General features: G+C 55.3%; 22 protein-coding genes and 2 tRNA genes. 15 read left to right on the top strand and 9 right to left on the bottom strand.

Annotation, left to right across the window (positions count from 1 at the left end; all coding sequences use genetic code 11):
• The first annotated feature begins 2 nt into the window (after nucleotides 1-2).
• Nucleotides 3-629 (top strand): L-threonylcarbamoyladenylate synthase, encoded by a 627-nt coding sequence (locus tag OUO13_RS11555; protein WP_283174045.1) that lies wholly within the window; start codon nucleotides 3-5, stop codon nucleotides 627-629.
• A 107-nt stretch (nucleotides 630-736) separates the two neighbouring features.
• Nucleotides 737-1,753: a tryptophan--tRNA ligase gene (locus OUO13_RS11550; RefSeq protein ID WP_283174044.1), complete on the top strand. Its 1,017-nt coding sequence runs from the start codon at nucleotides 737-739 to the stop codon at nucleotides 1,751-1,753.
• 59 nt (nucleotides 1,754-1,812) lie between these two features.
• Here OUO13_RS11550 and OUO13_RS11545 read toward each other — a convergent pair whose 3' ends face one another.
• Entirely contained in the window at nucleotides 1,813-2,811 is a 999-nt protein-coding gene (locus OUO13_RS11545; RefSeq protein WP_283174043.1) for a GGDEF domain-containing protein, read from the bottom strand.
• A 318-nt stretch (nucleotides 2,812-3,129) separates the two neighbouring features.
• On the opposite strand from OUO13_RS11545, the gene OUO13_RS11540 reads away from it, so the two are divergent.
• Nucleotides 3,130-3,567: a hypothetical protein gene (locus tag OUO13_RS11540; RefSeq protein WP_283174042.1), complete on the top strand. Its 438-nt coding sequence runs from the start codon at nucleotides 3,130-3,132 to the stop codon at nucleotides 3,565-3,567.
• A gap of 49 nt (nucleotides 3,568-3,616) precedes the next feature.
• On the opposite strand, the gene OUO13_RS11535 is transcribed toward OUO13_RS11540, so the two are convergent.
• Genes OUO13_RS11535 through OUO13_RS11520 form a run of 4 tightly spaced genes read right to left on the bottom strand, consistent with a single transcriptional unit; the run spans nucleotide 3,617 to nucleotide 7,150 of the window.
• The gene (locus tag OUO13_RS11535) at nucleotides 3,617-4,384 is read right to left on the bottom strand and encodes a YciK family oxidoreductase (protein WP_283174041.1); all 768 of its coding nucleotides are present in this window, start codon (nucleotides 4,382-4,384) and stop codon (nucleotides 3,617-3,619) included.
• Nucleotides 4,385-4,398: 14 nt separating this feature from the next.
• A complete protein-coding gene (locus OUO13_RS11530) occupies nucleotides 4,399-5,097 on the bottom strand; it encodes an HAD-IA family hydrolase (RefSeq protein WP_283174040.1) in 699 nt (232 codons plus the stop codon).
• Nucleotides 5,094-5,819: a bifunctional 2-polyprenyl-6-hydroxyphenol methylase/3-demethylubiquinol 3-O-methyltransferase UbiG gene (ubiG, locus tag OUO13_RS11525; RefSeq protein WP_283174039.1), complete on the bottom strand. Its 726-nt coding sequence runs from the start codon at nucleotides 5,817-5,819 to the stop codon at nucleotides 5,094-5,096. The genes OUO13_RS11530 and ubiG overlap by 4 nt, the downstream gene beginning before the upstream one ends.
• 26 nt (nucleotides 5,820-5,845) lie before the next feature.
• On the bottom strand, nucleotides 5,846-7,150 hold the full coding sequence (locus OUO13_RS11520; protein ID WP_283174038.1) for a TRZ/ATZ family hydrolase: 1,305 nt from the start codon (nucleotides 7,148-7,150) through the stop codon (nucleotides 5,846-5,848).
• 387 nt (nucleotides 7,151-7,537) lie between these two features.
• On the opposite strand from OUO13_RS11520, the gene gyrA reads away from it, so the two are divergent.
• From gyrA to OUO13_RS11460, 12 genes are all read left to right on the top strand, one after another.
• Nucleotides 7,538-10,198, top strand: a complete 2,661-nt coding sequence (gene gyrA / locus OUO13_RS11515) for a DNA gyrase subunit A (RefSeq protein WP_283174037.1) — start codon at nucleotides 7,538-7,540, stop codon at nucleotides 10,196-10,198.
• A gap of 70 nt (nucleotides 10,199-10,268) precedes the next feature.
• A complete protein-coding gene (gene serC, locus OUO13_RS11510) occupies nucleotides 10,269-11,357 on the top strand; it encodes a 3-phosphoserine/phosphohydroxythreonine transaminase (RefSeq protein ID WP_283174036.1) in 1,089 nt (362 codons plus the stop codon).
• Nucleotides 11,358-11,439: 82 nt separating this feature from the next.
• Nucleotides 11,440-12,531, top strand: a complete 1,092-nt coding sequence (pheA, locus tag OUO13_RS11505; RefSeq protein WP_283174035.1) for a prephenate dehydratase — start codon at nucleotides 11,440-11,442, stop codon at nucleotides 12,529-12,531.
• Nucleotides 12,532-12,578: 47 nt separating this feature from the next.
• The gene (gene hisC, locus OUO13_RS11500) at nucleotides 12,579-13,691 is read left to right on the top strand and encodes a histidinol-phosphate transaminase (RefSeq protein WP_283174034.1); all 1,113 of its coding nucleotides are present in this window, start codon (nucleotides 12,579-12,581) and stop codon (nucleotides 13,689-13,691) included.
• A gap of 14 nt (nucleotides 13,692-13,705) precedes the next feature.
• Nucleotides 13,706-15,946 (top strand): bifunctional prephenate dehydrogenase/3-phosphoshikimate 1-carboxyvinyltransferase, encoded by a 2,241-nt coding sequence (locus OUO13_RS11495; protein WP_283174033.1) that lies wholly within the window; start codon nucleotides 13,706-13,708, stop codon nucleotides 15,944-15,946.
• Nucleotides 15,943-16,626: a (d)CMP kinase gene (gene cmk, locus OUO13_RS11490; protein ID WP_283174032.1), complete on the top strand. Its 684-nt coding sequence runs from the start codon at nucleotides 15,943-15,945 to the stop codon at nucleotides 16,624-16,626. The genes OUO13_RS11495 and cmk overlap by 4 nt, the downstream gene beginning before the upstream one ends.
• Nucleotides 16,627-16,782: 156 nt before the next feature.
• A complete protein-coding gene (gene rpsA, locus OUO13_RS11485; protein WP_283174031.1) occupies nucleotides 16,783-18,465 on the top strand; it encodes a 30S ribosomal protein S1 in 1,683 nt (560 codons plus the stop codon).
• 208 nt (nucleotides 18,466-18,673) lie between these two features.
• On the top strand, nucleotides 18,674-18,967 hold the full coding sequence (gene ihfB, locus OUO13_RS11480) for an integration host factor subunit beta (RefSeq protein ID WP_283174030.1): 294 nt from the start codon (nucleotides 18,674-18,676) through the stop codon (nucleotides 18,965-18,967).
• 25 nt (nucleotides 18,968-18,992) lie between these two features.
• Nucleotides 18,993-19,298 (top strand): LapA family protein, encoded by a 306-nt coding sequence (locus tag OUO13_RS11475; RefSeq protein ID WP_283174029.1) that lies wholly within the window; start codon nucleotides 18,993-18,995, stop codon nucleotides 19,296-19,298.
• The gene (locus OUO13_RS11470) at nucleotides 19,298-20,476 is read left to right on the top strand and encodes a hypothetical protein (protein WP_283174028.1); all 1,179 of its coding nucleotides are present in this window, start codon (nucleotides 19,298-19,300) and stop codon (nucleotides 20,474-20,476) included. The genes OUO13_RS11475 and OUO13_RS11470 overlap by 1 nt, the downstream gene beginning before the upstream one ends.
• On the top strand, nucleotides 20,473-21,168 hold the full coding sequence (gene pyrF, locus OUO13_RS11465) for an orotidine-5'-phosphate decarboxylase (protein WP_283174027.1): 696 nt from the start codon (nucleotides 20,473-20,475) through the stop codon (nucleotides 21,166-21,168). Before OUO13_RS11470 ends, pyrF begins: the two co-directional genes overlap by 4 nt.
• Before the next feature lie 151 nt (nucleotides 21,169-21,319).
• The gene (locus tag OUO13_RS11460) at nucleotides 21,320-22,486 is read left to right on the top strand and encodes a nucleotide sugar dehydrogenase (protein ID WP_283174026.1); all 1,167 of its coding nucleotides are present in this window, start codon (nucleotides 21,320-21,322) and stop codon (nucleotides 22,484-22,486) included.
• Nucleotides 22,487-23,011: 525 nt separating this feature from the next.
• On the opposite strand, the gene OUO13_RS11455 is transcribed toward OUO13_RS11460, so the two are convergent.
• The 4 genes from OUO13_RS11455 to OUO13_RS11440 form a co-directional block, all read right to left on the bottom strand.
• A tRNA-Asn gene (locus OUO13_RS11455) sits at nucleotides 23,012-23,087 on the bottom strand.
• 85 nt (nucleotides 23,088-23,172) lie between these two features.
• Nucleotides 23,173-23,248, bottom strand: a tRNA-Asn gene (locus tag OUO13_RS11450).
• A gap of 78 nt (nucleotides 23,249-23,326) precedes the next feature.
• The gene (gene dcd / locus OUO13_RS11445; protein ID WP_283174025.1) at nucleotides 23,327-23,932 is read right to left on the bottom strand and encodes a dCTP deaminase; all 606 of its coding nucleotides are present in this window, start codon (nucleotides 23,930-23,932) and stop codon (nucleotides 23,327-23,329) included.
• Nucleotides 23,933-23,949: 17 nt separating this feature from the next.
• Complete coding sequence (locus OUO13_RS11440; RefSeq protein ID WP_283174024.1) at nucleotides 23,950-24,687, bottom strand: DUF3108 domain-containing protein; 738 nt, start codon at nucleotides 24,685-24,687, stop codon at nucleotides 23,950-23,952.
• Nucleotides 24,688-24,695 lie beyond the last annotated feature (8 nt).

The following is a 24,695-nucleotide window of genomic DNA, read 5'->3' as shown; positions in this document are numbered from 1 at the left end:
ACGTGAGCCAGTTTTTCCAGATTCACCCCGAAAATCCGCAAGCGCGCCTGATCAAACAGGCCGCCGATATTCTTCGTCAGGGCGGACTGGCAGTAATCCCGACCGATTGTGCCTACGCCTTTGCGTGCCGGATTGGTGATAAAAAAGCCACCGAGCGGGTAGAGCGTTTGCGCCAGCTGGGGCCCAAACACAATTACACCCTGCTGTGCCGGGATTTCTCGGAATTGTCGACCTTCGCCAAGGTCAGCAACAGCCAGTACCGTTTGTTAAAAGCCCATACTCCGGGGGCCTTCACCTTTATTCTCGAAGCAACCCGTGAAGTGCCGCGGCTGCTGATGCACCCGAAAAAACGCACCATCGGTATTCGTGTGCCCGCCAATGCCATTGCCATGGCGCTGCTGGAAGAAATGGGTGAGCCGTTGATGACCAGCTCGCTGATCATGCCGGGTGACGAGCTGCCGCTGTCCGACCCGTACGATATTCGCCAGTCGCTGGAAAATCAGCTCGATCTGATTGTGGATGGTGGTTACTGCGGTTTTGAAGCTACGACCGTGATTGATATGACCGACGATGTACCGGTGCTGGTACGTCAGGGCGTCGGTGACGCCTCCGGTTTTATCGTCGAATAAGCGTCAGGTTCCCGCTCCTGATGGTGTGGCCGCCGGTGCAAGGCTGGCAGGTCACGCCAAAACCGGTATGATTGCCCGCTTTATGATCATGTCTGACGGGAACTGTCATGAGTATTCAGCGCGTTCTGACCGGTATTACCACCACCGGTACACCCCACCTCGGTAACTACGTGGGTGCCATTCGCCCGGCGATTGCCGCAAGCCGCAGCAGCGACACCGAATCCTTCTACTTTCTGGCTGACTACCACGCCCTGATCAAGTGTCAGGACCCGGCAGCCGTCAAACAGTCTACCCGTGAAATCGCTGCAACCTGGCTGGCTCTGGGTCTGGATACCGACAAGGCGTTTTTCTACCGTCAGTCCGACATCCCGCAAATCACTGAACTGTGCTGGATTCTCAGCTGTGTGTGCGCCAAGGGTCTGATGAACCGTGCTCACGCCTACAAGGCCTCTGTGGATGCCAACGTGGCAGAAGGCGAGGATCAGGACAAGGCCATTACCATGGGTCTGTTCTCTTACCCGGTGCTGATGGCTGCCGACATCCTGATGTTCTCTGCCAACAAGGTGCCAGTGGGTCGTGACCAGATCCAGCACGTGGAAATGGCTCGTGACATGGCGCAGCGTTTTAACCACATCTACAACAACGGCCAGCCAATGCTGACCCTGCCGGAGTTTGTGGTGGACGATAACGTAGCTGTGCTGCAAGGTCTGGATGGTCGCAAGATGTCCAAGAGCTACGGCAACACCATTCCGCTGTTCCTGCCAGAAAAACAACTGCAGAAACACATCAACAAGATCAAGACCAACCTGCTGGAACCGGGCGAGCCAAAAGATCCGGACGATTCAACTGTGTTCCAGATCTGGAAAGCCTTCGCAACCGCCGAGCAAACTGCCGAAATGCGTCAGGCCTTTGCTGATGGTATTGGCTGGGGTGATGCCAAGAAGCAGCTGTTTGCATTGATCAATGCTGAACTGGCCGAAGCCCGTGAAGCCTACAACGACCTGCTGGCGCGCCCGCAGGATATCGAAGATCGTCTGCAAGCCGGTGCTGCCAAGGCTCGCACCATTAGTGCTCCGCTGATGGAACAGGTGCGTGCAGCGGTTGGTATCGCCGCCATTCGTTAAGTCGAACAGCGGCTCTCGGGAAGCCCTGTACCGGTTGGTGCAGGGTTTTTCGTGACCGTCTAGTTGGCCTGCACGTCGGGTTCTGTGGTGTTGTTTTCCATCGCATCCAGTTCCGACTGTTCAACCGGGCAGCTGACCAGAATGGCTTCGCCCACTACCCGATTTCGTCCCAGACCTTTGGCGGTATAAAGTGCCAGATCGGCGCGGTGCACCAGGCTCTGACGGGAGTCGGTAAAGGTCAGGCTGGCACAGCCAATACTGGCCGCCGGATGAATCACCTGATCCAGATAACTCACCGATACCAGCGCTACCGCTCGCCGGATGCGTTCCGCTACCACCAGTGCGTCATCCTGATTGGCGTTGCTGAGCAGAATCAGAAACTCTTCACCACCGTAGCGGAAGCAGATATCGGTCTGACGAATGCTGTCGGTGATCGCTCCGACGGTTTCCCGTAACACCTGATCACCGGTGTGATGTCCGTAACGGTCGTTGATATTCTTGAAGTGATCCAGATCGAGCATCAGGATCGACAGCGCCATTTCATGACGATGTGCCAGCTCCACCTCTCGATCGAGGGTGCGATCCAGTGCCACCCGATTGCCAGCACCGGTTAATGGGTCCCGGAACGAGGCGTCCAGCGCTTCGCGATAATGCAGGGCATTACGCAACGGGTACACCAGCGTACTCAGTAATCCTTCCAGATTGGCCAACTCGTATTCGCGGAAACGACTGGCACGATAAAAGCTGAGTTCCCCAATGCGGTCATTGCGGGTATTCAGATCATAGGTCACGCTGTGGGTGCTGCTGCGCCCCATGCTGATGTGAATATCCCGGTCGCGAACCCGGTAACTCAGACCATCAATCAGAACCGAGTGCTGGATTTCCTTGCAGAAAATTTCCAGCAGCTGCGACAGGTCCAGCGTTGTTTGCAGGCGGGCAGACAGCCGGAATAACAGATCCGGACGGATATCCGGTTTGATAGCCAGTTCGCCAAATGGCGCAATGACCTTGTCGTCTCGCAGTTCAGCCTGGCCGCTGTTGTGTAATGGGCTCACCATTCACCACCTCATTGCCGTTAATTCAGGACAGCGGTAATCAAGCCAGAACTGTGCCATTTATGTTGTTGCATGGTTTATCTATATATATCAATGGGTTGAAACTATTTGAGCGGCGGCAAGCGGCAACGAGGCGTTGCCGCTTTGAAAAAATGACGGCAAACGGTTTTAGTTGTTGTGTTGGCTGATCGGAAATTTGACGTCTTTCCTGGAGTTTCTGTGGCGGAAATTTGCCGCTGTTTTTTATACCAGTTGGGATATGAGGAGAGGCAGCAGAACGGGTGACAATGGTTTCCCAATTGTCACAACAGGAGAGTTGTTATGTCTGGACCAATTCGTCGCCTGCGGGCTGCAACCAAGGTGCCATCCCCAAAGGCAACGGTACAGACCATCGTTGCCAATGACGGCGAGAGGCTGGTAGATCGTGTGCGTCTGGAGTTTGTGAGCGCCAAAGGAGTACCGCCGATCGAAGACGTTTTATATCTGGAGTTTGATCGCCATGATGTTGTGTCTGGGGACTCGGTCTTTTTGGGCGTCCATTGGTTTGCAGATAACCCACAGGACAGCATTTATGAGGTCAAGTCAGTGTTGCTGGATGCGAATAACAAACCATTGGATGGTGCGGAAATACTGCAGTTTTCGCCGGAGTCCTGGGATGAGTGGGTGTGCTTGACGGATCAGCATCTGAGTGAGCTTGGGTCGAGCGAGAAGATCAGGCGAGCCATCGCATTGCTGAAGGATGTATCGGAGCTCGATTGAAACATCCCGCTTGAAATCCCGGCCAGTGCTGGCCGGGATTGAGTGGTTGTCAGTCCACAAACTCGCTGGTGAGGTAAGCGTTATCGCCCTGGGCATCGAGGCTACGACCGTGAACCCCCTCCGATTCCGGGCTCATCAGGTGCAGATACAGCGGCATGATGGCAGAGGCTTCGGTAACCGACATCGGGTTTTCTGCCGGGTAGGCAGCGGCACGCATGGCGGTGCGGGTGGCGCCCGGGTTGATGGCGTTCACACGGATGCGGCTGATGTTCTCCAGTTCGGCTGCCAGTGTTTGCATCATGCCTTCGATGGCGAACTTGGACACCGCATAAGCACCCCAGAATGCACGGCCTTCGCGGCCAACCGTGCTGGTGGTGAACAGGATAGAAGCATCGGCCGGGGCTTTTTGCAGTAATGGCAGCAGATGTTTGCACAACAGGAACTGGCTGTTGACGTTGATCTGCATAACCTTCTGCCAGGTTTCCCAGTGGTAGTTATCCAGCATGGTGCGCTGGCCGAGGACACCGGCATTCAGCAGCAGGCCATCCAGATGATCGAAGTTGGCGTCGATCACGGCCGCCAGCTGGCGGTAGGTGTCTTCCTGGCTGTTTTCCAGATCAAACGGAATCACCGCTGCCTGTGGCAGGCCTTCCGCTTCAATCATGTCGTAGGTGTCGTTCAGGGCTTGTTCGGTGCGACCCAGCAGCAACACGGTAGCGCCAGCACGGGCGTAGGTGAGGGCTGCTTCACGGCCAATGCCGTAGCCACCACCGGTAACCAGAATGTGTCGGCCTTGCAGGCTCAGAGGGTTGGTCATGGGTAATCCTTGATTCAGGCCTGTTGTAACAGGGTGAGTAACTGGTCCGGACGCTGGATGCTGGCATCGGCATTCCAGCTGGCCGGGTCGTCGCTGCTTTCGATGTAACCGAACAGCGCGGCAATACTGAACATACTGGCGTTGCGAGCGGCATCGATGTCGCGGATATGATCACCCACGTACCAGCATTGCTGTGGTTCCAGATCGAGTTTGCTGGCGGCCAGCAACAGGGCGTCCGGTGCCGGTTTGGCATTCGGGACGTCATCGGCACAGATCACGACTGGCGCGTTGATGCCCAGTTTGGCCAGCAATGGCTCGGTAAAACGGCGAGGTTTGTTGGTCACAATACCCCATTGGATGCCGAGTAATTCCAGCTCGGCCAGTACCGCAGTAAAGCCCGGGAACAGGCGGCTGGCGCTGCCAACGTAATGGCGGTAATGGTCGAGAAAACGCACGCGCAGTTTGTCAAATACCGGATCATCACGCTGGATATTCCAGGTCAGGCAGGTCAGGGCGGCACCGCCGTTGCTGACCTGTTCGCGGATTTGTGCGGTTGGTAATTCGCTCAGGCCGTCCTGACGACGCAGGCTGTTCACGACTTCATAAAAGTCGGGGGCGCTGTCGAGCAGGGTGCCATCGAGATCAAACAGGATGGCGCGTGGGCCAGGAGCGCTGGCCGCTTCGGTGTTTGGGCTGTCGGCGGCTTGGCTCATGCGTCTTCTACCGGGCGTTCAGTGGCAACCAGATAATTTACGCTGACATCGTGATCTTTCAGCTGATAGGTCTTGAACAGCGGGTTGTACTGCAGGCCGGTCATGGCGTTGACTTGCAGGCCACTGGCACGGCACCAGCGCGTCATTTCGCTGGGTTTGATGAACTTGCTGAAGTCGTGAGTGCCAGCTGGCAGCAGGCGCATCAGGTATTCGGCGCCAATAATCGCAAAAGCGTAGGCTTTCGGATTACGGTTCAACGTCGAGAAAAACACCTTGCCGCCCGGTTTTACCAGGGTAGCGCAGGCGCGAATAATCGAAGCTGGGTCTGGTACGTGTTCGAGCATTTCCAGACAGGTCACTACGTCGTACTGGCCGGCTTCACGGGCCGCCATTTCTTCCACCGGAATCTGTTCGTAATGGATGCTGACGCCGGACTCCAGAGCGTGCAGGCGTGCCACGTTCAGCGGTGCTTCACCCATATCGATGCCGGTGACGTTGGCACCACGCAGGGCCATGGCTTCACTCAGCAGACCACCACCACAGCCAACGTCGATGACCTTCTTGCCCGCCAGGTGGGCATGTTCATCGATGTAATTGACTCGCAGCGGATTGATTTCGTGCAGCGGTTTGAACTCGCTTTCCGGGTCCCACCAACGGCTGGCCAGCGCTTCAAACTTGGCAATTTCAGCAGCGTCGACGTTCGGGGTTGCGCGTGTGCTCATGGGGATTCCTGTTTCCAGTCGTGCGTTCAATTAGGACGAATTCGGGTTTGCCACAAACGGGCAATTTCGGTCAGGCGCTCTGGGTCCTGACGGGTCAGGCGACCGTTATCCAGCAGGTGCTGACCACCAATCCAGACATGGCGGACCTGACGGCTGCTGCTGGTATATACCAGTTGGGAGGCCGGATCATACAGCGGCTGTTGTGGCAGTTGCGACAAATCAACGGCTTGCAGGTCGGCCAGTTTGCCCACTTCAATCGAACCGGTGCGCTCGTTGATGCCCAATGCACGGGCACCACCCATGGTGGCCATATACAAGGCTTCGCGGGCGGGCAGGGCGGCGGCGTTGCTGGCAACCGCCTTGGCCAGCAGGGCTGCGGTTTTCATTTCGCCTTGCAGATCGAGATCGTTGTTGCTGGCAGCGCCGTCGGTGCCAAGGGCAATACGTACTCCAGCCTGTTGCAGGCGATCCACCGGGCAGAAACCGGACGCCAGCTTGAGGTTGGATTCCGGGCAGTGGACGACGCTGGCGCCAGTGCGTTGCAGCAGTGTGATGTCTTCGTCGTCAATCTGGGTCATATGCACACAGCTGACCCGTTCGGTCAGGAAGCCAATGTCAGCAAGACGCTTGAGGGGGCGTTTGCCCAGCTTGTTCAGTGAGTCTTCTACTTCGAAGGCAGTTTCGTGCAGGTGGATCTGCACCGGCAGATCCAGCTCATCAGCGAGAATACGGATCTGGCGCAGTGGGCTGTCTGACACTGTGTAGGGGGCGTGTGGACCCAGACCAAACGTCAGCAATGGCTGGTGTTTGTAGTGATCACGGGTCAGCAGGGCTTTCTGGATGTAATCGTTGGCGCTCTGGGCGTAGTTGGTCGGGAAGTCGAGAATCGGTGTGAAAATCACCGCGCGCATGCCGCAATGCAGCGCCGCGTCGGCCACTGCCTGCGGATAAAAATACATGTCGGCAAACGTGGTCGTGCCGGTACTGATCATCTCGGCAATCGCCAGCTCGGTGCCCTGACGCACAAAGTCGGTATCCACCCATTTGCCTTCGGCGGGCCAGATATGGTCCTGCAGCCAGGTCATCAATGGCAGATCGTCGGCCATGCCGCGGAACAGGGTCATGGCGGCGTGGCCGTGGGCGTTGATATAACCGGGCAGCAGCGCCTGGTCGGGCAGGTCAATGACCTGTTCGGCGGTACGAGTGGAAGACGCATCTTCAATGGCGACAATATGGCCGTCCGCAATAAACACGGACTGCTGCTCCAGGACCGGCATTTCCGGTGTCATTGGCAGCAACCAGCGGGGATTGATCCGCAGTTGGGCTGTCATGGGCGTTCTCCAGGCGAGCTGTCAAAAGATGCCATTATACCAATAGCGGCTTGCGCAGAGCGACCCTGAGCGTGTGGTTGCTGCCGAGGTCTTGCATCTGAGTGCCGCGTCAGGGCCTCTGGAAGGCCGCTGGCGCGGTTTTGCAGGCTGCCGCCTAGGTATCCCGAGGTTTTGTGTTATGCTAGCGCGCTTTATTGACGGACGCTGCGCCGGGTATTTCTGACCTGGCAGGATGGCACCGGGGAATCGATGGAGCTGGCAACCTGTGTTGCCGGGCCAGTCGCCTCAACAGGGCTTGTCTCCCGGATCGCCAGCAGTTGGCAACCTACAAAAACCCGCCCCGCTTCGCGGTAACGGGTGAGCGCTTTGCACGGATCATGAATATCTATGGGTGAGTTAGCCAAAGAAGTACTGCCGATCAACATCGAGGATGAGTTACAGCAGTCGTACCTCGACTATGCCATGAGTGTTATCGTCGGACGGGCGTTGCCGGATGTCCGGGACGGCCTCAAGCCTGTACACCGCCGCGTTCTGCACGCCATGAACGTGCTCGGCAACGACTGGAACAAGCCTTACAAAAAATCCGCCCGTGTGGTGGGTGACGTGATCGGTAAATACCACCCTCACGGTGACTCCGCGGTATACGACACCATCGTCCGTATGGCGCAGGACTTCTCCATGCGTTACACGCTGGTGGATGGTCAGGGTAACTTCGGTTCGGTAGACGGCGACTCCGCTGCCGCCATGCGTTATACCGAAATCCGCATGGCCAAGATCAGCCATGAGCTGCTGGCCGACATCGACAAGGAAACCGTGGACTGGGTGCCAAACTACGACGGCACCGAGCAGATTCCGGATGTGCTGCCGACCCGTGTTCCCAACCTGCTGGTGAACGGTTCTTCCGGTATCGCCGTGGGTATGGCGACCAACATTCCGCCACACAACCTCACCGAAGTTCTGACGGGCTGTCTGGCTCTGATCGACAATCCGGATCTGGATGTTGATCAGCTGATGCAGTTTATTCCGGGCCCGGATTTCCCGACCGGAGCCTTCATCAACGGTCGTGATGGCATTATCGAAGCCTACCGCACCGGTCGTGGCCGTATTTACCTGCGCGCCCGTCACCATTTCGAAGAAGACGATCGCAACGGCAAGGTCAGCATCATCTTCACCGAAATCCCGTACATGGTGAACAAGGCTCGTCTGATCGAGAAGATCGCCGAGCTGGTCAAAGAAAAGAAAATCGAAGGTATCACCGAGCTGCGCGACGAGTCCGACAAGGACGGTATGCGTATTGTGGTGGAACTGCGTCGTGGCGAAATGCCGGAAGTGGTGCTGAACAACCTGTTCGCCCAGACCCAGCTGCAAGGTGTGTTTGGTATCAACACCGTAGCACTGGTGGATGGTCAGCCGCGTACCCTGAACCTCAAGCAGTTGCTGGAAGCGTTCGTCAAACACCGCCGTGAAGTGGTTACCCGTCGCACTATTTACGATCTGCGTAAAGCCCGCGAACGTGGCCATATTCTCGAAGGTCTGGCGCTGGCGCTGGCCAACATTGATCCGGTGATCGAACTGATCAAACGCTCCGCCAACGCCGCTGAAGCCAAGGATGCCCTGGTTGCCATGCCGTGGGAGCCGGGTGATGTGCTCGATATGCTGGAACGTGCCGGTGAAGACGCCTGCCGTCCGGATGATCTGGAGCCGCAATACGGTTTCCGTGATGGCCGTTACCACCTGTCGCCGGTTCAGGCGCAGGCCATTCTGGATCTGCGTTTGCAGAAACTGACCGGTCTCGAACACGAAAAACTGATCGAGGAATACCAGCAGAAGCTGGAAGAAATCGCTGAGTATCTGGAAATCCTGGGCAGCTCCGAGCGCCTGATGGAAGTGATCCGCGAAGAGCTGGTGGCCATTCGTGAAGAATACGGCGACGACCGCAAGACCGAAATCATCGGTACCCGTCTCGACCTGACCATGGCCGACCTGATTCCGGAAGAGCAGCTGGTACTGACCCTGTCTCACGGTGGTTATGCCAAGACCCAGCCGATGGATGCCTACCAGGCCCAGCGTCGTGGTGGCAAAGGCAAGATCGCGACTTCCGTAAAAGACGAAGACTTTGTTGAGCACCTGCTGGTGTGCAACAGCCACGATACCGTGCTGTGTTTCACCGACATGGGCAAGGTGTTCTGGCTGACTGTATACGACATTCCACAAGCGGGCCGTAACGCCAAGGGCCGTCCGATTGTGAACGTCCTGAGCCTGTCTGAAGGCGAACGTATTACCGCTGTACTGCCGGTGCCTGAGTACCGCGAAGACCGTTATGTGTTTATGGCGACTGCCCGTGGTGTGGTGAAGAAAACCAGCCTCGACCAGTTCTCCCGTCCACGCAGCAGTGGTCTGATCGCGTGTGAACTGGACGAAGGTGATCATCTGGTGGGTGTTGCCATTACCGATGGCAGCCAGGACATCATGCTGATCTCCGACGCTGGCAAGGCCGTACGTTTCTACGAAGGTCAGGGTGAGGACGGTACTGGTGGTGTGCGTCCGATGGGCCGTACTGCCCGTGGTGTGCGTGGTATTACCCTGGGGGATGATCAGGCGGTGATTGCCCTGATCGTACCGGAAGAGGGCGGTGCCATTCTGACGGCGTCCGAACGTGGTTACGGCAAACGTACCGACGTGACCGAGTTCCCGACCAAGGGCCGTGGTACCCAGGGCGTTATCGCCATGGTGACCAATGATCGTAACGGCAAGCTGGTGGGTGCGGTTCAGGTCTTTGAAAACGATGAAGTGATGTTGATCAGTGACCAGGGCACGCTGGTGCGTACCCGTGTTCGTGAGGTTTCCCTGCTGGGTCGTAACACCCAGGGCGTTACCCTGATCAAGGTCGATGAAAAAGAAAAACTGGTTGGTCTGGAACGTATCTGTGACGCTGAGTCTGACGAAGACGAGGTCATCGAAGGTTCCGAAGCGCCGGTGGAAGCCGCTGCTGCCGAAGCTGATAGCCCGGAAGCACAAGCTCCAGTCGCTGACGACGAACAAGAGTAACGGAAAAACCGGGCCCGGCGTCTGACGTCCGGGCCCACAGCATTATCCTGTGCGAGAGCGTTTGCCCCCGATGTCTACAAAACGAGCCTTTAACTTCTGCGCTGGCCCAGCCGCGCTGCCTACCCCTGTCCTCGAAAAAGCTGGCCTGGAACTGGCCGACTGGCACGGCAAGGGCCTTTCCATCATGGAGATGAGCCATCGCAGTGCGGACGTGGTAGCCGTCTGTGATAAAGCCGAACAGGACCTGCGTGACCTGATGGCGATTCCGGACAACTACAAGGTGTTGTTCATGCAGGGGGGCGCCAGCAGTCAGTTCTCCATGATTCCGCTGAATCTGATGACGGGCTCTGGCAAGGCTGATTACATCGTGACTGGCCAGTGGTCCAAAAAGGCCTGGCAGGAAGCCAAGCGCTACGGCAATGCCGTGGTTGCTGCCAGCACCGAAAGCAACAACTTCTCCTCTGCACCATCCCAGGCGGAACTGGTGCTGAGCCCGGATGCTGATTACGTTCACTACTGCCCGAACGAAACCATCGGTGGTGTGGCGTTTGACTACATTCCGGACACCGGTGACGTGCCGCTGGTCGCTGACTTCTCGTCCGTGCTGTTGGCTGAGCCGCTGGATGTGAGCCGTTTTGGCATGATCTACGCTGGCGCCCAGAAAAACATCGGCCCGGCGGGTCTGTGTGTGGTGATCATTCGTGAAGATCTGCTGGGCAAGGCCCAGGCCTGCACGCCAACCATGTTCGATTACAAGGTGTGTGCGGACAACGCTTCCATGTACAACACCCCGCCAACGTACAGCTGGTACCTGGCAGGTCTGGTGTTCGAGTGGCTGAAAGATCTCGGTGGTGTGGATGCAATTGCTGAAATCAACCATCGCAAGGCCAAACGTCTGTACGATTACATCGACAACAGCGGTTTCTACGCCAACCCGGTCGCAATCGCCAACCGTTCCATCATGAACGTGCCGTTCACTCTGGCTGACAGCAAGCTCGACAAGCTGTTCCTGCAAGAGAGTGAGGCTGCGGGCCTGCTGAACCTGGCGGGTCACCGCAGTGTGGGTGGCATGCGCGCCAGTATTTACAACGCAGTACCAGAGGAAGCGGTAACTGCCCTGATTGATTTCATGGCAGATTTCGCCCGTCGTAATGGCTGATGGTCTCTGACCTCAGGTTATCCAACTTGTATCCGGTGCTGGTCGCCTGACCAGTACCCGGATTTGTTACCCAAGGCTGCCTATGAGTGAAGCTCAGGAACTGGAACAGCTCCGTAACTCCATTGACAGTATCGACCGTCAGATTCAGGAGCTGATTAACCAGCGCGCCCGCTGTGCCCAGCAGGTTGCGGAAGTTAAACAGAAATACGCCCAGCCCGGTGAGGTTGTGGTTTTCTATCGCCCGGAGCGTGAAGCGCAGGTATTGCGTAACGTGATGGCGCGTAATGAAGGCCCGCTGACCAACGAAGGCATGGCGCGTCTGTTCCGCGAAATCATGTCCCAGTGTCTGGCACTGGAGGAACCCCTGAACGTGGCGTTCCTGGGGCCTGAGGGCACCTTTACCCAGCAGGCAGCCGTCAAACATTTTGGTCATGCCGTGCATTGCCATAGCCAGGTTTCCATCGCGGATGTGTTCCGTGAAGTGGAGAGTGGCGCGGCCAATTTCGGTGTGGTGCCCATCGAGAATTCCACCGAGGGTGTGGTCACTCACACCCTCGACAGCTTCTTTGATTCCGGCCTGCGTATTTGTGGCGAAGTATCCCTGCGTATCCATCACCATCTGATGGTGAAGGACAAGGATGCCACGGTTGAGCGCATTTTTTCCCACGCCCAGTCGCTGGGGCAGTGCCGTCGCTGGCTCGACAAACATTACCCGAATGTTGAGCGTGTTGCGGTCAGCTCCAATGCGGAAGCAGCCCGTCGTGCCAGTCTGGAGCCGGGTGCTGCTGCAATTGCCGGTGAAGTGGCGGCCGATCTGTACGAGATGCATATCCTCAATACCAATATTGAAGATCGTCCGGACAACACCACGCGCTTCCTGATTATTGGCAAGCTGGAAACCCTGCCGAGTGGCGACGACAAAACCTCCATCATGGTGTCCAGTCGTAACCAGCCTGGGGCCCTGTATCAGGTGTTGGAGCCGTTTCACAAAGCGGGTGTCAGCCTGACTCGTATTGAAACGCGTCCGGCCCGTACCGGTACCTGGAATTACGCGTTTTTTATTGATTTTGAAGGTCACGCGGCAGACGCTGTGATCGCTCCGGTGCTGCAAGGTCTGCAGGATCAGGTAGCGGACTACAAATTGTTGGGCTCCTACCCGAAAGCGGTTCTCTGATCGCACGGGCTGGTTGGGTTTTTGATTCGAATTGTGAGAGACAAGTGATGAGCGTGGATTTTCTGCAGCTGGCGGTTCCCGGTGTTCGGGGTTTGTCACCATATCAACCAGGCAAGCCGATTGATGAACTGGCTCGTGAACTGGGCCTGAAAGAAGAAGATATCGTCAAGCTGGCCAGTAACGAAAACCCGATGGGGCCAAGTGCTGCGGTCAAGGCAGCCATGAACGAAGAAATGGCCGAGATGACCCGTTACCCGGATGGTGCCGGTTTTGCTCTCAAGGCTGAACTGTCTTCCCGTCTGAACGTGACTCCGGCGCAACTGACCCTGGGTAATGGCTCCAGTGACATTCTTGATTTCGTTGTGCGCGCGTTTGTTGATAACGGCGACGAAGTGGTGGTGTCCGAGCATGCTTTCTCTATCTACAGCCTGCTGACGCGCGCCAAGGGCGGCGTTGTGGTTGAAGTTCCAGCTCTGAATTTCGGTCATGATCTGGTCGCAATGGCGGCTGCCGTTACCGACAAGACCCGTGTGGTGTTCCTGACCAACCCGAGCAACCCGACCGGTACCTGGAATACTCGCGCTGAAGTCCTGACCTTCATGCAGACCGTTCCGGCCAATGTCGTGGTGGTGCTGGATGAAGCCTACTGCGAGTTCGTGGAAGAAGCGGAATACCCGGATGGCGTTGAGCTGCTGGCACAATTCCCGAATCTGATCGTGGCGCGTACCTTCTCCAAGGTTTATGGCCTGGCGTCGCTGCGTGTGGGTTATGGTGTGTCCAGTCCTGAACTGGCTGACATCATGAATCGTGTGCGTCCGCCGTTTAACGTTAACTCCTACGCTCTGGTGGGTGCGGTAGCAGCGCTGCGCGATGAAGCCTATCTGCAGATGAGTGTGAAGGCTAACCGTGATGGTATGGCACTGCTGACCGCCGCATTTGCGGAAATGGGTCTGGACTACATTCCGTCCGTTGGTAACTTCGTAGCGTTCCGTGTGCCGGATTCCGTCACCGGTATTGAGGTTTACCAGAAGCTGCTGCGCGAAGGTGTGATTGTGCGTCCGATTGCCAACTACGGTATGCCGCAATACGTGCGTGTATCGATTGGTACTGATGCCGAAAACCGTACCTTCCTGAAAGCACTGGCCAAGGTTCTGGCTTGAGTTCAGGAGCGGCTTTGAGCAAGGAATCTTCGTTTTTTATTCCGCGTATTGCGGTCATTGGCCTGGGACTGATTGGTTGCTCCTGGGTCAAGGCTTTACGCAGCCGTGGCTGTGTGGGGCAGGTAAGTGGTTTTGACCGCAACCTCGACTCCATGCAGGAAGCGCTGGCGCTGGGTATTGTCGATCACTGGTCCGAGCAGGTTGCTGAAGTAGTGGTCGATGCGGATCTGGTGATTATTTCAGTACCGATTCTTGCCATTCGTCCGGTACTGGAAAGCATTGCTGCCAGTATCGGGCCGCGTACGGTGCTGACCGATGTTGGCTCCGTAAAAGGCGCGGTTGCTGAAGCTGTTGATGATGTATTTGGCGCCGGCTTTAACCGTTTTGTGCTGGGGCATCCGATTGCTGGTTCCGAGCGCAGCGGTGTCAGTGCTGCGGATGAAAATCTCTATTGTCGCCACAAGGTGATTGTTACCCCGCAAGAGCATACCGATCCGGCAGCATTGCGTATGGTGATTCGCGCCTGGCAGGCAGTAGATGCGGATGTAGAGTCCATGACCGTTGCCCACCACGACCAGGTGTTGGCGGCGACCAGTCATTTGCCACACTTGTTGGCGTATTCACTGGTGGACACTCTCGCCAACAATCACGAAAACAAGGAAATCTTCAATTACGCCGCTGGCGGTTTTCGTGATTTCACCCGGATTGCCGCCAGTAGTCCGGAAATGTGGCGTGACATTTTTTCAGCCAATCGAGAGCACCTGTTGGCAACACTGGATCTTTTTAACAAGGATCTGCAATACCTGCGTGCGGCCATTGCTGGCAATGACACCACCACCATGATGGGGGTGTTGACCCGCGCCAAGGCGGCACGTGATCATTTTACAAAAATACTGGCCCGTCGGGCTTTTGTGGAACCTATGAAAACCAGTTCTATTGCTTATCTGGCTGCTCCCGGCCAGGCACTGACCGGTACTTTCCGTGTACCGGGTGACAAGTCCATTTCTCACCGCTCCATCATGCTGGGCTCCCTGGCGAATGGCGTGACTGAAGTGTCCGGTTTCCTGGAAGGCGAAGACAGCCTGGCGACCCTGCAAGCGTTCCGTGACATGGGCGTGGTCATCGAAGGTCCGCACCGTGGTCGTGTGACCATTCACGGTGTAGGTCTGCGTGGTCTGCAAGCACCACCAAATGCTCTGTATCTGGGTAACTCCGGTACTTCCATGCGTCTGCTGGCTGGCCTGATGGCGGGTCAGGCATTTGATGTGGAAATGACGGGTGATGAATCCCTGAGCAAGCGTCCGATGGGCCGTGTGGCTGATCCTCTGCGCCTGATGGGTGCGGTTGTCGAGACTGCTGAAGCAGGCCGTCCACCACTGCACGTCAAGGGCGGTAGTGCGCTGAAAGGCATCCACTACGATCTGCCGATGGCGTCTGCCCAGGTGAAGAGCTGTGTGCTGCTGGCTGGTCTCTACGCCGACGGAGAAACCTCCATTACCGAACCTGCACCTACCCGTGACCACACCGAGCGTATGCTGCGTGGTTTTGGTTACGACGTTCAGGTGGAAGGCAACAAGGTGACCCTGAAGTCTGGTGGTGAGCTGACGGCAACCAGCATCGACGTGCCAGCGGATATTTCATCTGCCGCGTTCTTTATGGTGGGTGCTTCTATCGCTCCAGGTTCTGATATCACCCTGCAACACGTGGGTATCAACCCGACTCGTGTAGGTGTGATCAACATCCTGCGTGCCATGGGTGGCAATATCGAGCTGCTGAACGAACGCGAAGTGGGTGGTGAGCCGGTGGCTGACATCCGTATCCGTTCGGCCCAGCTGAAAGGTATTCGTATCCCTGAAGATCAGGTACCGCTGGCCATCGACGAATTCCCGGCGCTGTTTATTGCCGCGGCCTGTGCCGAAGGCGAAACCGTACTGACCGGTGCGGAAGAGCTGCGCGTGAAAGAAAGTGACCGTATCCAGTCCATGGTGGATGGCCTGAATATCCTCGGCGTCAAAGCTGAAGGTACTCACGATGGCGCGATCATCCAGGGCTTTGGTGGTAACGGTGCCTTTGGTGGCGGCGAAATCGAAAGTCACGGTGATCACCGTATTGCCATGAGTTTTGCAATGGCGTCCCTGCGTGGCAGTGCCCAGATTCGTATTCTGGATTGCGCCAACGTGGCGACTTCTTTCCCGGGCTTTGTGGAACTGGCTTCTGGTGCCGGTCTGCAACTGAGTGTTCAGGAAGAAGCATGATTGATCTGACGGCTCCCGTTATCACCATTGACGGTCCGTCCGGCGCTGGCAAGGGCACGGTCTGTGCCCTGCTGGCCGAGTCGCTTGGCTGGCAGTTGCTCGACAGTGGTGCCCTGTATCGCATCACCGGTCTGGCTGCCACCCGCAAGCAGATTGCGCTGGATGATGAAGCCGCGGTTGCCAATGTTGCCGCGACGCTGGACGTGTATTTTGTGCCACGTTCTACCGGTGTGGAAGTGATCCTCGAAGGTGAGGATGTCACCACCACCATTCGTACCGAAGAAGTGGGCAGTCTGGCTTCCCAGGTAGCCGCCTTGCCGGCGGTACGTGCTGCGTTGCTGCAGCGCCAACGCGATTTCCAGACCAGCCCGGGCGTGATTGCCGATGGCCGGGATATGGGAACCGTGGTTTTCCCACAAGCCACCGTGAAGGTGTTTCTGACCGCCAGTGCTGAAGAGCGTGGCCGTCGACGCTATCAACAGTTGCTTGACAAGGGATTTGATGCTAGTTTACCCGCCCTTATCGAAGACATCCGTGCTCGCGATGAACGTGACAGCAACCGTTCTGTCGCTCCACTCAAGCCTGCTGACGACGCCGTTCTGATTGACAGTACCGTACTGACGATTGAACAGGTCTGTGAACAGGTCCTTGATCTTGTTCGCAAAGCAGGACTGATCTGAGATCCGGAACCCGTGGCGTCTGCCAGCTCCCGACTCTTTTTTGAGATACGCTCCCGAGGTTCTTTGTTTGACCAGCCCCGAATGTCTGGCCGTTCGGAACGCGCCTAGTCTGTTCTTCTGCAGACCTTGCGCTTTTATAAAAGACAGGTGTTATTCATGACCGAAAGTTTTGCTGAATTATTTGAAGAATCCTTGAAAGAACTGGACATGCAGCCCGGTTCTATCGTTACCGGTACCGTTGTTGATATCGACAGCGACTGGGTAACTGTATATTCAGGTCTGAAGTCCGAAGCCGTTATCCCACGCAGCCAGTTCCTGAACGAAAAAGGCGAGCTGGAAGTTAAAATCGGCGACGAAACCCAGGTTTCTCTGGAAGCTCTGGAAGATGGTTTCGGTGAGACCCGCCTGTCTCGTGAAAAAGCCAAGCGCGCTGAAAGCTGGAAAGAGCTGGAAAAAGCCTTCGAAGCTGAAGAAATGGTTATGGGTGTTATCAACGGTAAAGTCAAAGGTGGCTTCACTGTTGATCTGAAGAACATCCGTGCATTCCTGCCAGGTTCTCTGGTTGACGTGCGTCCAGTACGTGACACTGCTCATCTGGAAGGCAAAGAGCTGGAATTCAAGGTTATCAAGCTGGATGCCAAGCGTAACAACGTGGTTGTATCCCGTCGTGCCGTTCTGGAAGCTGCTAACTCTCAAGAGCGCGAAGAGCTGCTGGCTAACCTGCAAGAAGGTCAGTCTGTCAAGGGTATCGTGAAGAACCTGACCGACTACGGTGCCTTCGTTGATCTGGGCGGCGTAGACGGCCTGCTGCACATCACTGACATGGCCTGGAAGCGTATCAAGCACCCAAGCGAAATCGTTGCTGTTGGTGACGAAATCGACGTTAAAGTGCTGAAGTTCGACCGTGAGCGCAACCGCGTTTCTCTGGGTCTGAAGCAGCTGGGCGATGATCCATGGGTGAACATCAACGAACGTTACCCAGAAAACGCTCGCGTTAAAGCTCGCGTAACCAACCTGACTGACTACGGCTGCTTCGCTGAGCTGGAAGAAGGCGTTGAAGGTCTGGTTCACGTATCCGAAATGGATTGGACCAACAAGAACATCCACCCATCCAAAGTGGTTCAGGTTGGTGACGAGATTGATGTAATGGTTCTGGATATCGACGAAGAACGTCGTCGTATCTCCCTGGGCATCAAGCAGTGCACCATGAACCCATGGGAAGAGTTCGGTACCAAGTTCAACAAGGGCGACAAGATCTCCGGTAAGATCAAGTCTATCACTGACTTCGGTATCTTCATCGGTCTGGACGGCGGCATCGACGGTCTGGTTCACCTGTCTGACATTTCCTGGAACGACAACGGCGAAGAAGCTGTTCGTAACTACAAGAAAGGCGACGAACTGGAAACTGTTATCCTGTCTATCGATCCAGAGCGTGAGCGCATCTCCCTGGGCGTGAAACAACTGGAAAACGATCCGTTCTCTGACTTCGTTGCTACCAACGACAAAGGCGCGATCGTAACTGGTAAAGTGATCTCTGTTGATGCCAAGGCTGCTGTTATTGAAGTAGCTCCAGGCGTAGAAGCTGTTCTGAAAGCTTCTGAAATCAGCCGTGACAAAGTAGAAGACGCTCGTAACGTCCTGAAAGAAGGCGACGAAGTTGAAGCTCTGATCACTGTTGTTGATCGCAAGAACCGTTCTATTGGTCTGTCTGTTAAGGCCAAAGACAACGCTGATGACCGTCAAGCTCTGAAAGAGCAGCGTGCAAAAGCTGAATCCGAGATCTCTGGTCCTACCACTATCGGTGACCTGATCAAGGAACAACTGAATCAGAAAGACTGATCCAGTGTAAAAAAACCCGCTTCGGCGGGTTTTTTTTTGCCCTTTGTCAGCCATATGCTCACTTTACGGAATAAGAGTGGTGCTTTTTCCCGCTGTGTGGTTGTTTTGACGCTGTCTCTGGCCTACTCTTGTGCTTGCAAATGCCCGATGCTAACTGCATGATTTCACAAGAATAATTGTCTGGCTGGCCCTCACGGAGGAATTTGCTGTGACCAAGTCCGAGCTGATTGAGAATATAGTGGCGCGTCAACCACAGTTATCACCAAAAGACGTTGAGCTGGCCGTTAAAACCATGCTGGATTACATGTCGCAATCGCTGTCATCCGGAGAGCGTATTGAGATACGTGGTTTCGGCAGTTTTTCATTACACTATCGTGCGCCGCGTACTGGACGTAACCCAAAAACGGGTGAAACTGTCGAGTTAAAAGGCAAATACGTTCCCCATTTCAAACCTGGCAAGGAACTTCGGGATCAGGTCAATGATTCGGGTGAAGAAGAATAACCCTGTGTTTGTGGTTTGATCGCTCATGCTCAGAAAAATCCGGATTTTTGTCAGCCTGGTGTCCTTTGTACTCCTGCTGGTGTATTGCCTGGCCTTTGCGGCCCGTAACAGCACGGTTGTGCCTGTCGATTTCCTGGTCGGTCAGCCCTCTGAGTTGCCGTTGGCGATGTGGTTGGGTGTTGCGGTAATGCTTGGCTGTTTGCTGGGAGTGATTGCTGGTGTGGCATCCGGTTTTCGCAAGAATCGGGAAATTCGTCGCCTGCAGAAACAGCTGGCTGCTGCCACTGCGCCGGTTAGCAAACCTGTTGCCGCTGTGGCCAAGAGCCAGTAATGGATCTTTTGGCGGTATTCCTGCTACTGCTGGTTGCAACAGCCAGTGGCTGGTTTCTTGGATATCGCGCTGGCAAACAAAAGCCGGCTTCGGCTGTTCCTGACTGGATTCCGAGTGTTGATACCCTGTTGTCACAACATTCGGATGCCTCCCTCAAGCGTCTCATTAATGCCCAGAGCATGGATGACGACACTCTCGAGCTACTGCTCAAGCTTGGCCGCACCTTGCGTGACAAGGGTGAGGTTGAGCGTGCTATTCATTTGCATCAGGGGCTGTTTGGCCGTACCGATCTCAGTCGCACTCACGCTCAGGAGCTTGAGCTGGAACTCGCCCGTGATTATCTGGTGGCGGGGTTGTTTGATCGTGCTGAACGTCTATTGCAGGAGTTGGTGAATAATCGCAGTGTGGTTCAGGAAAAGGCCGAGCTGGAGCTGGTAGAGCTGTATGAAGAAGAAGGTGACTGGCAGCGTGTTGTTGATCTATACAAGGATCGTAAGCCGGCCAGTACCCGTTTGTGTGTGCGTCTTGCGCATGCGTGTTGTGAGTTGGCTGAGCGTGCTGCGCGGGTCGGGGAGTATCTGGAAACCCGCCGTCTGACGCGTGTTGCTCTCAAGATGGATTCGGGGTGTGCCCGTGCATTTGTGGTTCTTGGTGATATGGCCTATCGCCAACGAGAGCACAACGAGGCGGTACGCTGTTATCTGAAAGCCATGGATCTGGATTCTCATGTTGTGGTTGCCGTGCTGGAGCCTCTGGTTGAGTCGTTTCGGGCGCTGCATGACCTCTCAGGCCTGCTGGTGCATTTACGACAGCATACCGCTGATCTGGGATATGTTCCTGCGCTTGAGGCACGGGTTGAGGCGTTGGCGTATACCGAAGGACAGGACAAGGCTTTTGAGCATTTTTTGAAAGAGCTGGAAGCGCATCCGTCTTATACAGGATTTGTGACCTATCTGGGACTATTGCTACGTCAGGGCCGCCTGATGGGGCAGTCGCAGTCACAACAGGCCTATGATATTCTCCTGCGTATTACTGAGAACGAACCCCGGTTCGTTTGTGATCACTGTGGATTCAAGGCTCGGGAATTTCACTGGCGCTGCCCGAGTTGTAAGGACTGGGCCAGCCTCAAGGCTGCCGCGCCGCTGAAGTACCAGCCTGCTGCGCTGGAAGACTTATGACTATTTCATCCCCTATTGTTGTTGCTCTGGATTACCCGCAAGCGGCTCCTGCTTTGGCGATGGCTGATCTGCTGGATCCGTCTGCCTGTCGTGTGAAGGTTGGAAAAGAACTCTATACCGCTGAAGGTCCTGCGATCGTTGAAAACCTGATGAAAAAAGGGTTTGAAGTCTTTCTGGATCTGAAATTCCACGATATTCCCAATACCTGTGCCAAGGCGGTTGGTGCTGCCGCTCGTCTGGGAGTCTGGATGGTCAACGTACATGCCAGTGGTGGTCGTCGTATGATGGAGGCCGCGCGTAATGAGCTGGACAAGCAGTCATATCAGCCTCTGCTGATTGGTGTCACCGTGCTGACCTCCATGGATGCGTCTGATCTCGCTGATCTGGGTCTGGATGTTACTCCTGAGCAGCAGGTTGCCCGTCTGGCGCGTCTGGCCAAAACCTCCGGTCTGGATGGTGTTGTGTGTTCTGCTAATGAAGTTGGCATCATTCGCGAAAACTGCGGTTCGGATTTCCTGACCGTAACCCCAGGTATTCGCCCATCCTGGAGTGATAACCAGGATCAGAAGCGCGTTATGACCCCGGAAGAAGCGGTTGCAGCGGGTGTAAGTTATATGGTGATTGGCCGTCCAATCACTCAGGCTGCCAATCCTGCTGAGGCGTGCGCCCGAATCCTTGCCAGCCTCGCTTGAGGCGGCTTGCGTCAGAAAGGAAGCAGGTTAAGGGAATTTTTGATTTAACCGGCGGTCTGTCTTTTCATTTTGATGTCATTCCTTTCTGTTAGTTTGTGCAGCGTTTTTAGGTCGCACAATCATCCCCAGACTGGTCCCAAGAGGTAGATCTGTGAAAATTGCGGTTGCCGGTACCGGCTATGTAGGGTTGTCTAATGCGCTGTTACTGGCACAGCATAACGAAGTAGTTGCTCTCGATATTGTTGAGGACAAGGTTCGTATGCTGAACAGTAAAATGGCACCAATAGTCGATAATGAAATTGAAGACTTTCTGGCTAACCGGAAGCTGAATTTCACTGCAACTCTTGATAAGCATCAGGCCTACGAAGGGGCTGATTACGTCATTATTGCTACCCCTACTGATTATGATACCGAGACTAACTACTTCAATACCCGTTCGGTTGAAGCTGTGATCAAGGATGTATTGGCTATCAATCCTTCCGCCGTGATGATTATCAAGTCCACCATTCCGGTGGGGTATACGCATCGCATTCGCGAAGAATTTGGTACTGAAAACATCATCTTCTCGCCAGAGTTTCTGCGTGAAGGCAAGGCGCTGTACGACAACCTGTATCCGTCCCGGATTATTATTGGTGAACAATCCGAGCGCGCCGAACGTTTTGCTGATCTGCTGCGTCAGGGGGCGATTCGCAAGGATGTGCCGGTGCTGTTTATCGACTCTACCGAAGCGGAAGCGGTAAAGCTGTTCTCCAATACTTACCTGGCGATGCGGGTGGCGTACTTCAACGAGCTGGATACCTATGCCCAGACTCATGGTCTGGACACTCGTCAGATTATTGATGGCGTAGGTCTTGATCCGCGTATCGGTAAACACTACAACAACCCGTCGTTTGGTTATGGCGGTTACTGTCTGCCAAAAGATACCAAGCAGCTGCTGGCCAACTTCAACGATGTACCGAATAACCTGATTCGTGCCATTGTGGATGCCAACAGTACCCGTAAGGATTTTATTGCTGACTCCATTATTCGCCGCAGACCGAAGGTGGTGGGTGTATACCGATTGATCATGAAGGCAGGTTCGGACAATTTCCGTGCTTCAGCGATTCAGGGCATCATGAAACGCATCAAGGCCAAGGGGATTGAAGTTGTGATTTATGAGCCGGTAATGAAAGAGGAAAACTTCTTTAATTCACGGGTCATTCGCGATCTTAACGAATTCCGTGAATTGTCGGATGTGATTATTGCCAACCGTATGCATCCGGATCTCGCCGGGGTGGAAGACAAGATCTTCACACGTGATCTGTTTGGTAGTGATTGATCGTCTCCATCATGAAGCGATAAAACGCCAGTCATTGTGCTTAATGCCGATCAGTTAAGCCCCCGTCGGCATTCTTAAATGTCGTTACCGCATCGGTTGGTCACGATCTGCTTGGCTTGTTAATTGGCTCTACCGTATGCCCTCATGGGGGACCTTGTCCCCCGGCCGGGCGGGCCTCCCCCTGCTTAGCCCGATTGGGCTCGTGCTTCCGGTTTTCACCGACAACGGCTTTTCGACCCCGGCCAGATGGCACATCCCTGTGCCCTGTCTATTGGTGAAGAAGGGCTTTGCGGGGCATCCATGCCCCGGCTGGGTCGGCCGTTGCGGTGAATCCCGGCTCGCCCAGATGGGCATTGGGCAGCCAGCTGCGCTGGGTACATTCGGAAATCAATGATCAGGCTGTTTAAAAGTCCCTAACTGATCGGCATTAAGCCATTGTGCTGGCGTTTTTTATGTCTGGGAGAAATTGCAGGCAATAAAAAAGGCGACATAAAGTCGCCTTTTTCGAATTCTTTGCTGGAAAATTGGCTCCCCGAGCTGGACTTGAACCAGCGACCAACGGATTAACAGTCCGCTGCTCTACCGACTGAGCTATCGGGGAACATAATCAGCAAAAGTATTGCTGTATCCTGAACAACAAAAAAGCGACTATCGGTCGCTTTTCAGGATTTTACCTGCTTTGAAGTTGGCTCCCCGAGCTGGACTTGAACCAGCGACCAACGGATTAACAGTCCGCTGCTCTACCGACTGAGCTATCGGGGAACGTCATAAGCAAGTGGTGCGCATTATACGGTAGACGAAGATAACGTCAAGCTATCAGAAGTAAAAAATTCTGAAAAATCAGTTCTTTCCGTCCGGAGTATCCTGGTCGTGAGAAATACGGCTGAACATCGCACCTTTCTGGCCTTTGTACTTGGCGTTGGTGCGCTTGTTGTACGGACGTTTGGCTGGGCTGCTCAGGGTTTCAAACGACATGGCGCAAATGACCATGCCAGGGCGCAATGCCAGTGGCAGTTTGCCGTTGTTGTAGAACTCCAGCACGATTTGTCCATCCCAGCCCGGATCAATGCGTCCGGCGGTCAGGTGAACAACCAGTCCCAGGCGGGCGAGGGAGCTACGGCCATCCAGCCAGCCCACCAGATTATCCGGGATTCGCACCTGTTCGAGGGTTGCGCCTAGTACCAGCTCGCCAGGGTGGATAAACAGCGCCTGATCGGCAGCGATTTCGATTTCCTTGCTCATGATGCGGTCGATATCGCGTTCGAGCTGGTGACGGTCGCCAGACAGATCCAGGTGGGTTACGGAGTTATTGCTGAACACCCGGAAGCGGTGATCGAGGCGCAGGTCAACGCTGATGCCGGCGATGGCGTCTTCGGATGGGGCTGGTTCGATACTGATGGAACCATCAGCCAGATGTTGTTCGATATCGGCGTCGCTGAGGCGCATGGGGGCTCTCCCTGGGGTCAGTCCTCAAGACTGACCAGATCTATGGCGTAACGGGTGCTGTTGTTCTGTTTGTCGGCCAGCTTCACCAGTACGTACTGATGATCGATTGCCAGCCAGGCGGTAATACTGCGTTTGTCCTGGCGAATCTGACGAACCTTGATGGTGCGCAGGGGGCCAATACGGGTACTCAGGGTTTCTTCACCAACTACTTCGTAGTGGTGCATCTTGATCTTGTTCTTTTCGAACACCGGATATTCGAGCTGACGCTTGCCGGCGGCAACATCCAGGCTGATTTGCAGCATGTAGGTCAGGCGGTCCTGAATCTGGTCGTGCCACTGGTTTTTGAAAATATCACCGGAGAGGCTGTTCAGAACGGTTTTGGCCTTGTGATCGAAGCGGAAGGCTCGATCATCCTCCTGAATCATTCCTGATCCTTTCAGGCTGTATTCCAGTGGCTGGATCTTGCCATGGTTCAGCTGGAAGTGTGTGGTTTCATCCAGGCTGGCGGCTGATGCTGATGCGCTGAATTGCAATTGCCAGCTGTTGTCTGTCAGTTGCTGCAGGGTACGGTCGGCGTCGATATCAAATGACAGGAAGCCAAGCTTGTAACGGCTGGAGTAACGGGCCTTGAAAGGGGACAGGCTGGTACTGGACAGGGTTTGAGGTGGCGTCGCCGCCGGGGCGGTGGTGACCGCTCCGGCTGGACTGCCTGATACCAGCAGCGATAGCAGCAGGCTCAGATGCAAGAAACGCAAAGGGGCTA

The organism is Parathalassolituus penaei (assembly GCF_026626885.1).
GTDB classification, from domain to species: domain Bacteria; phylum Pseudomonadota; class Gammaproteobacteria; order Pseudomonadales; family Oceanobacteraceae; genus Oceanobacter; species Oceanobacter penaei.
Note: the sequence above shows the minus strand (reverse complement) of the source record. Positions and strands in the feature narration are given on the sequence as shown.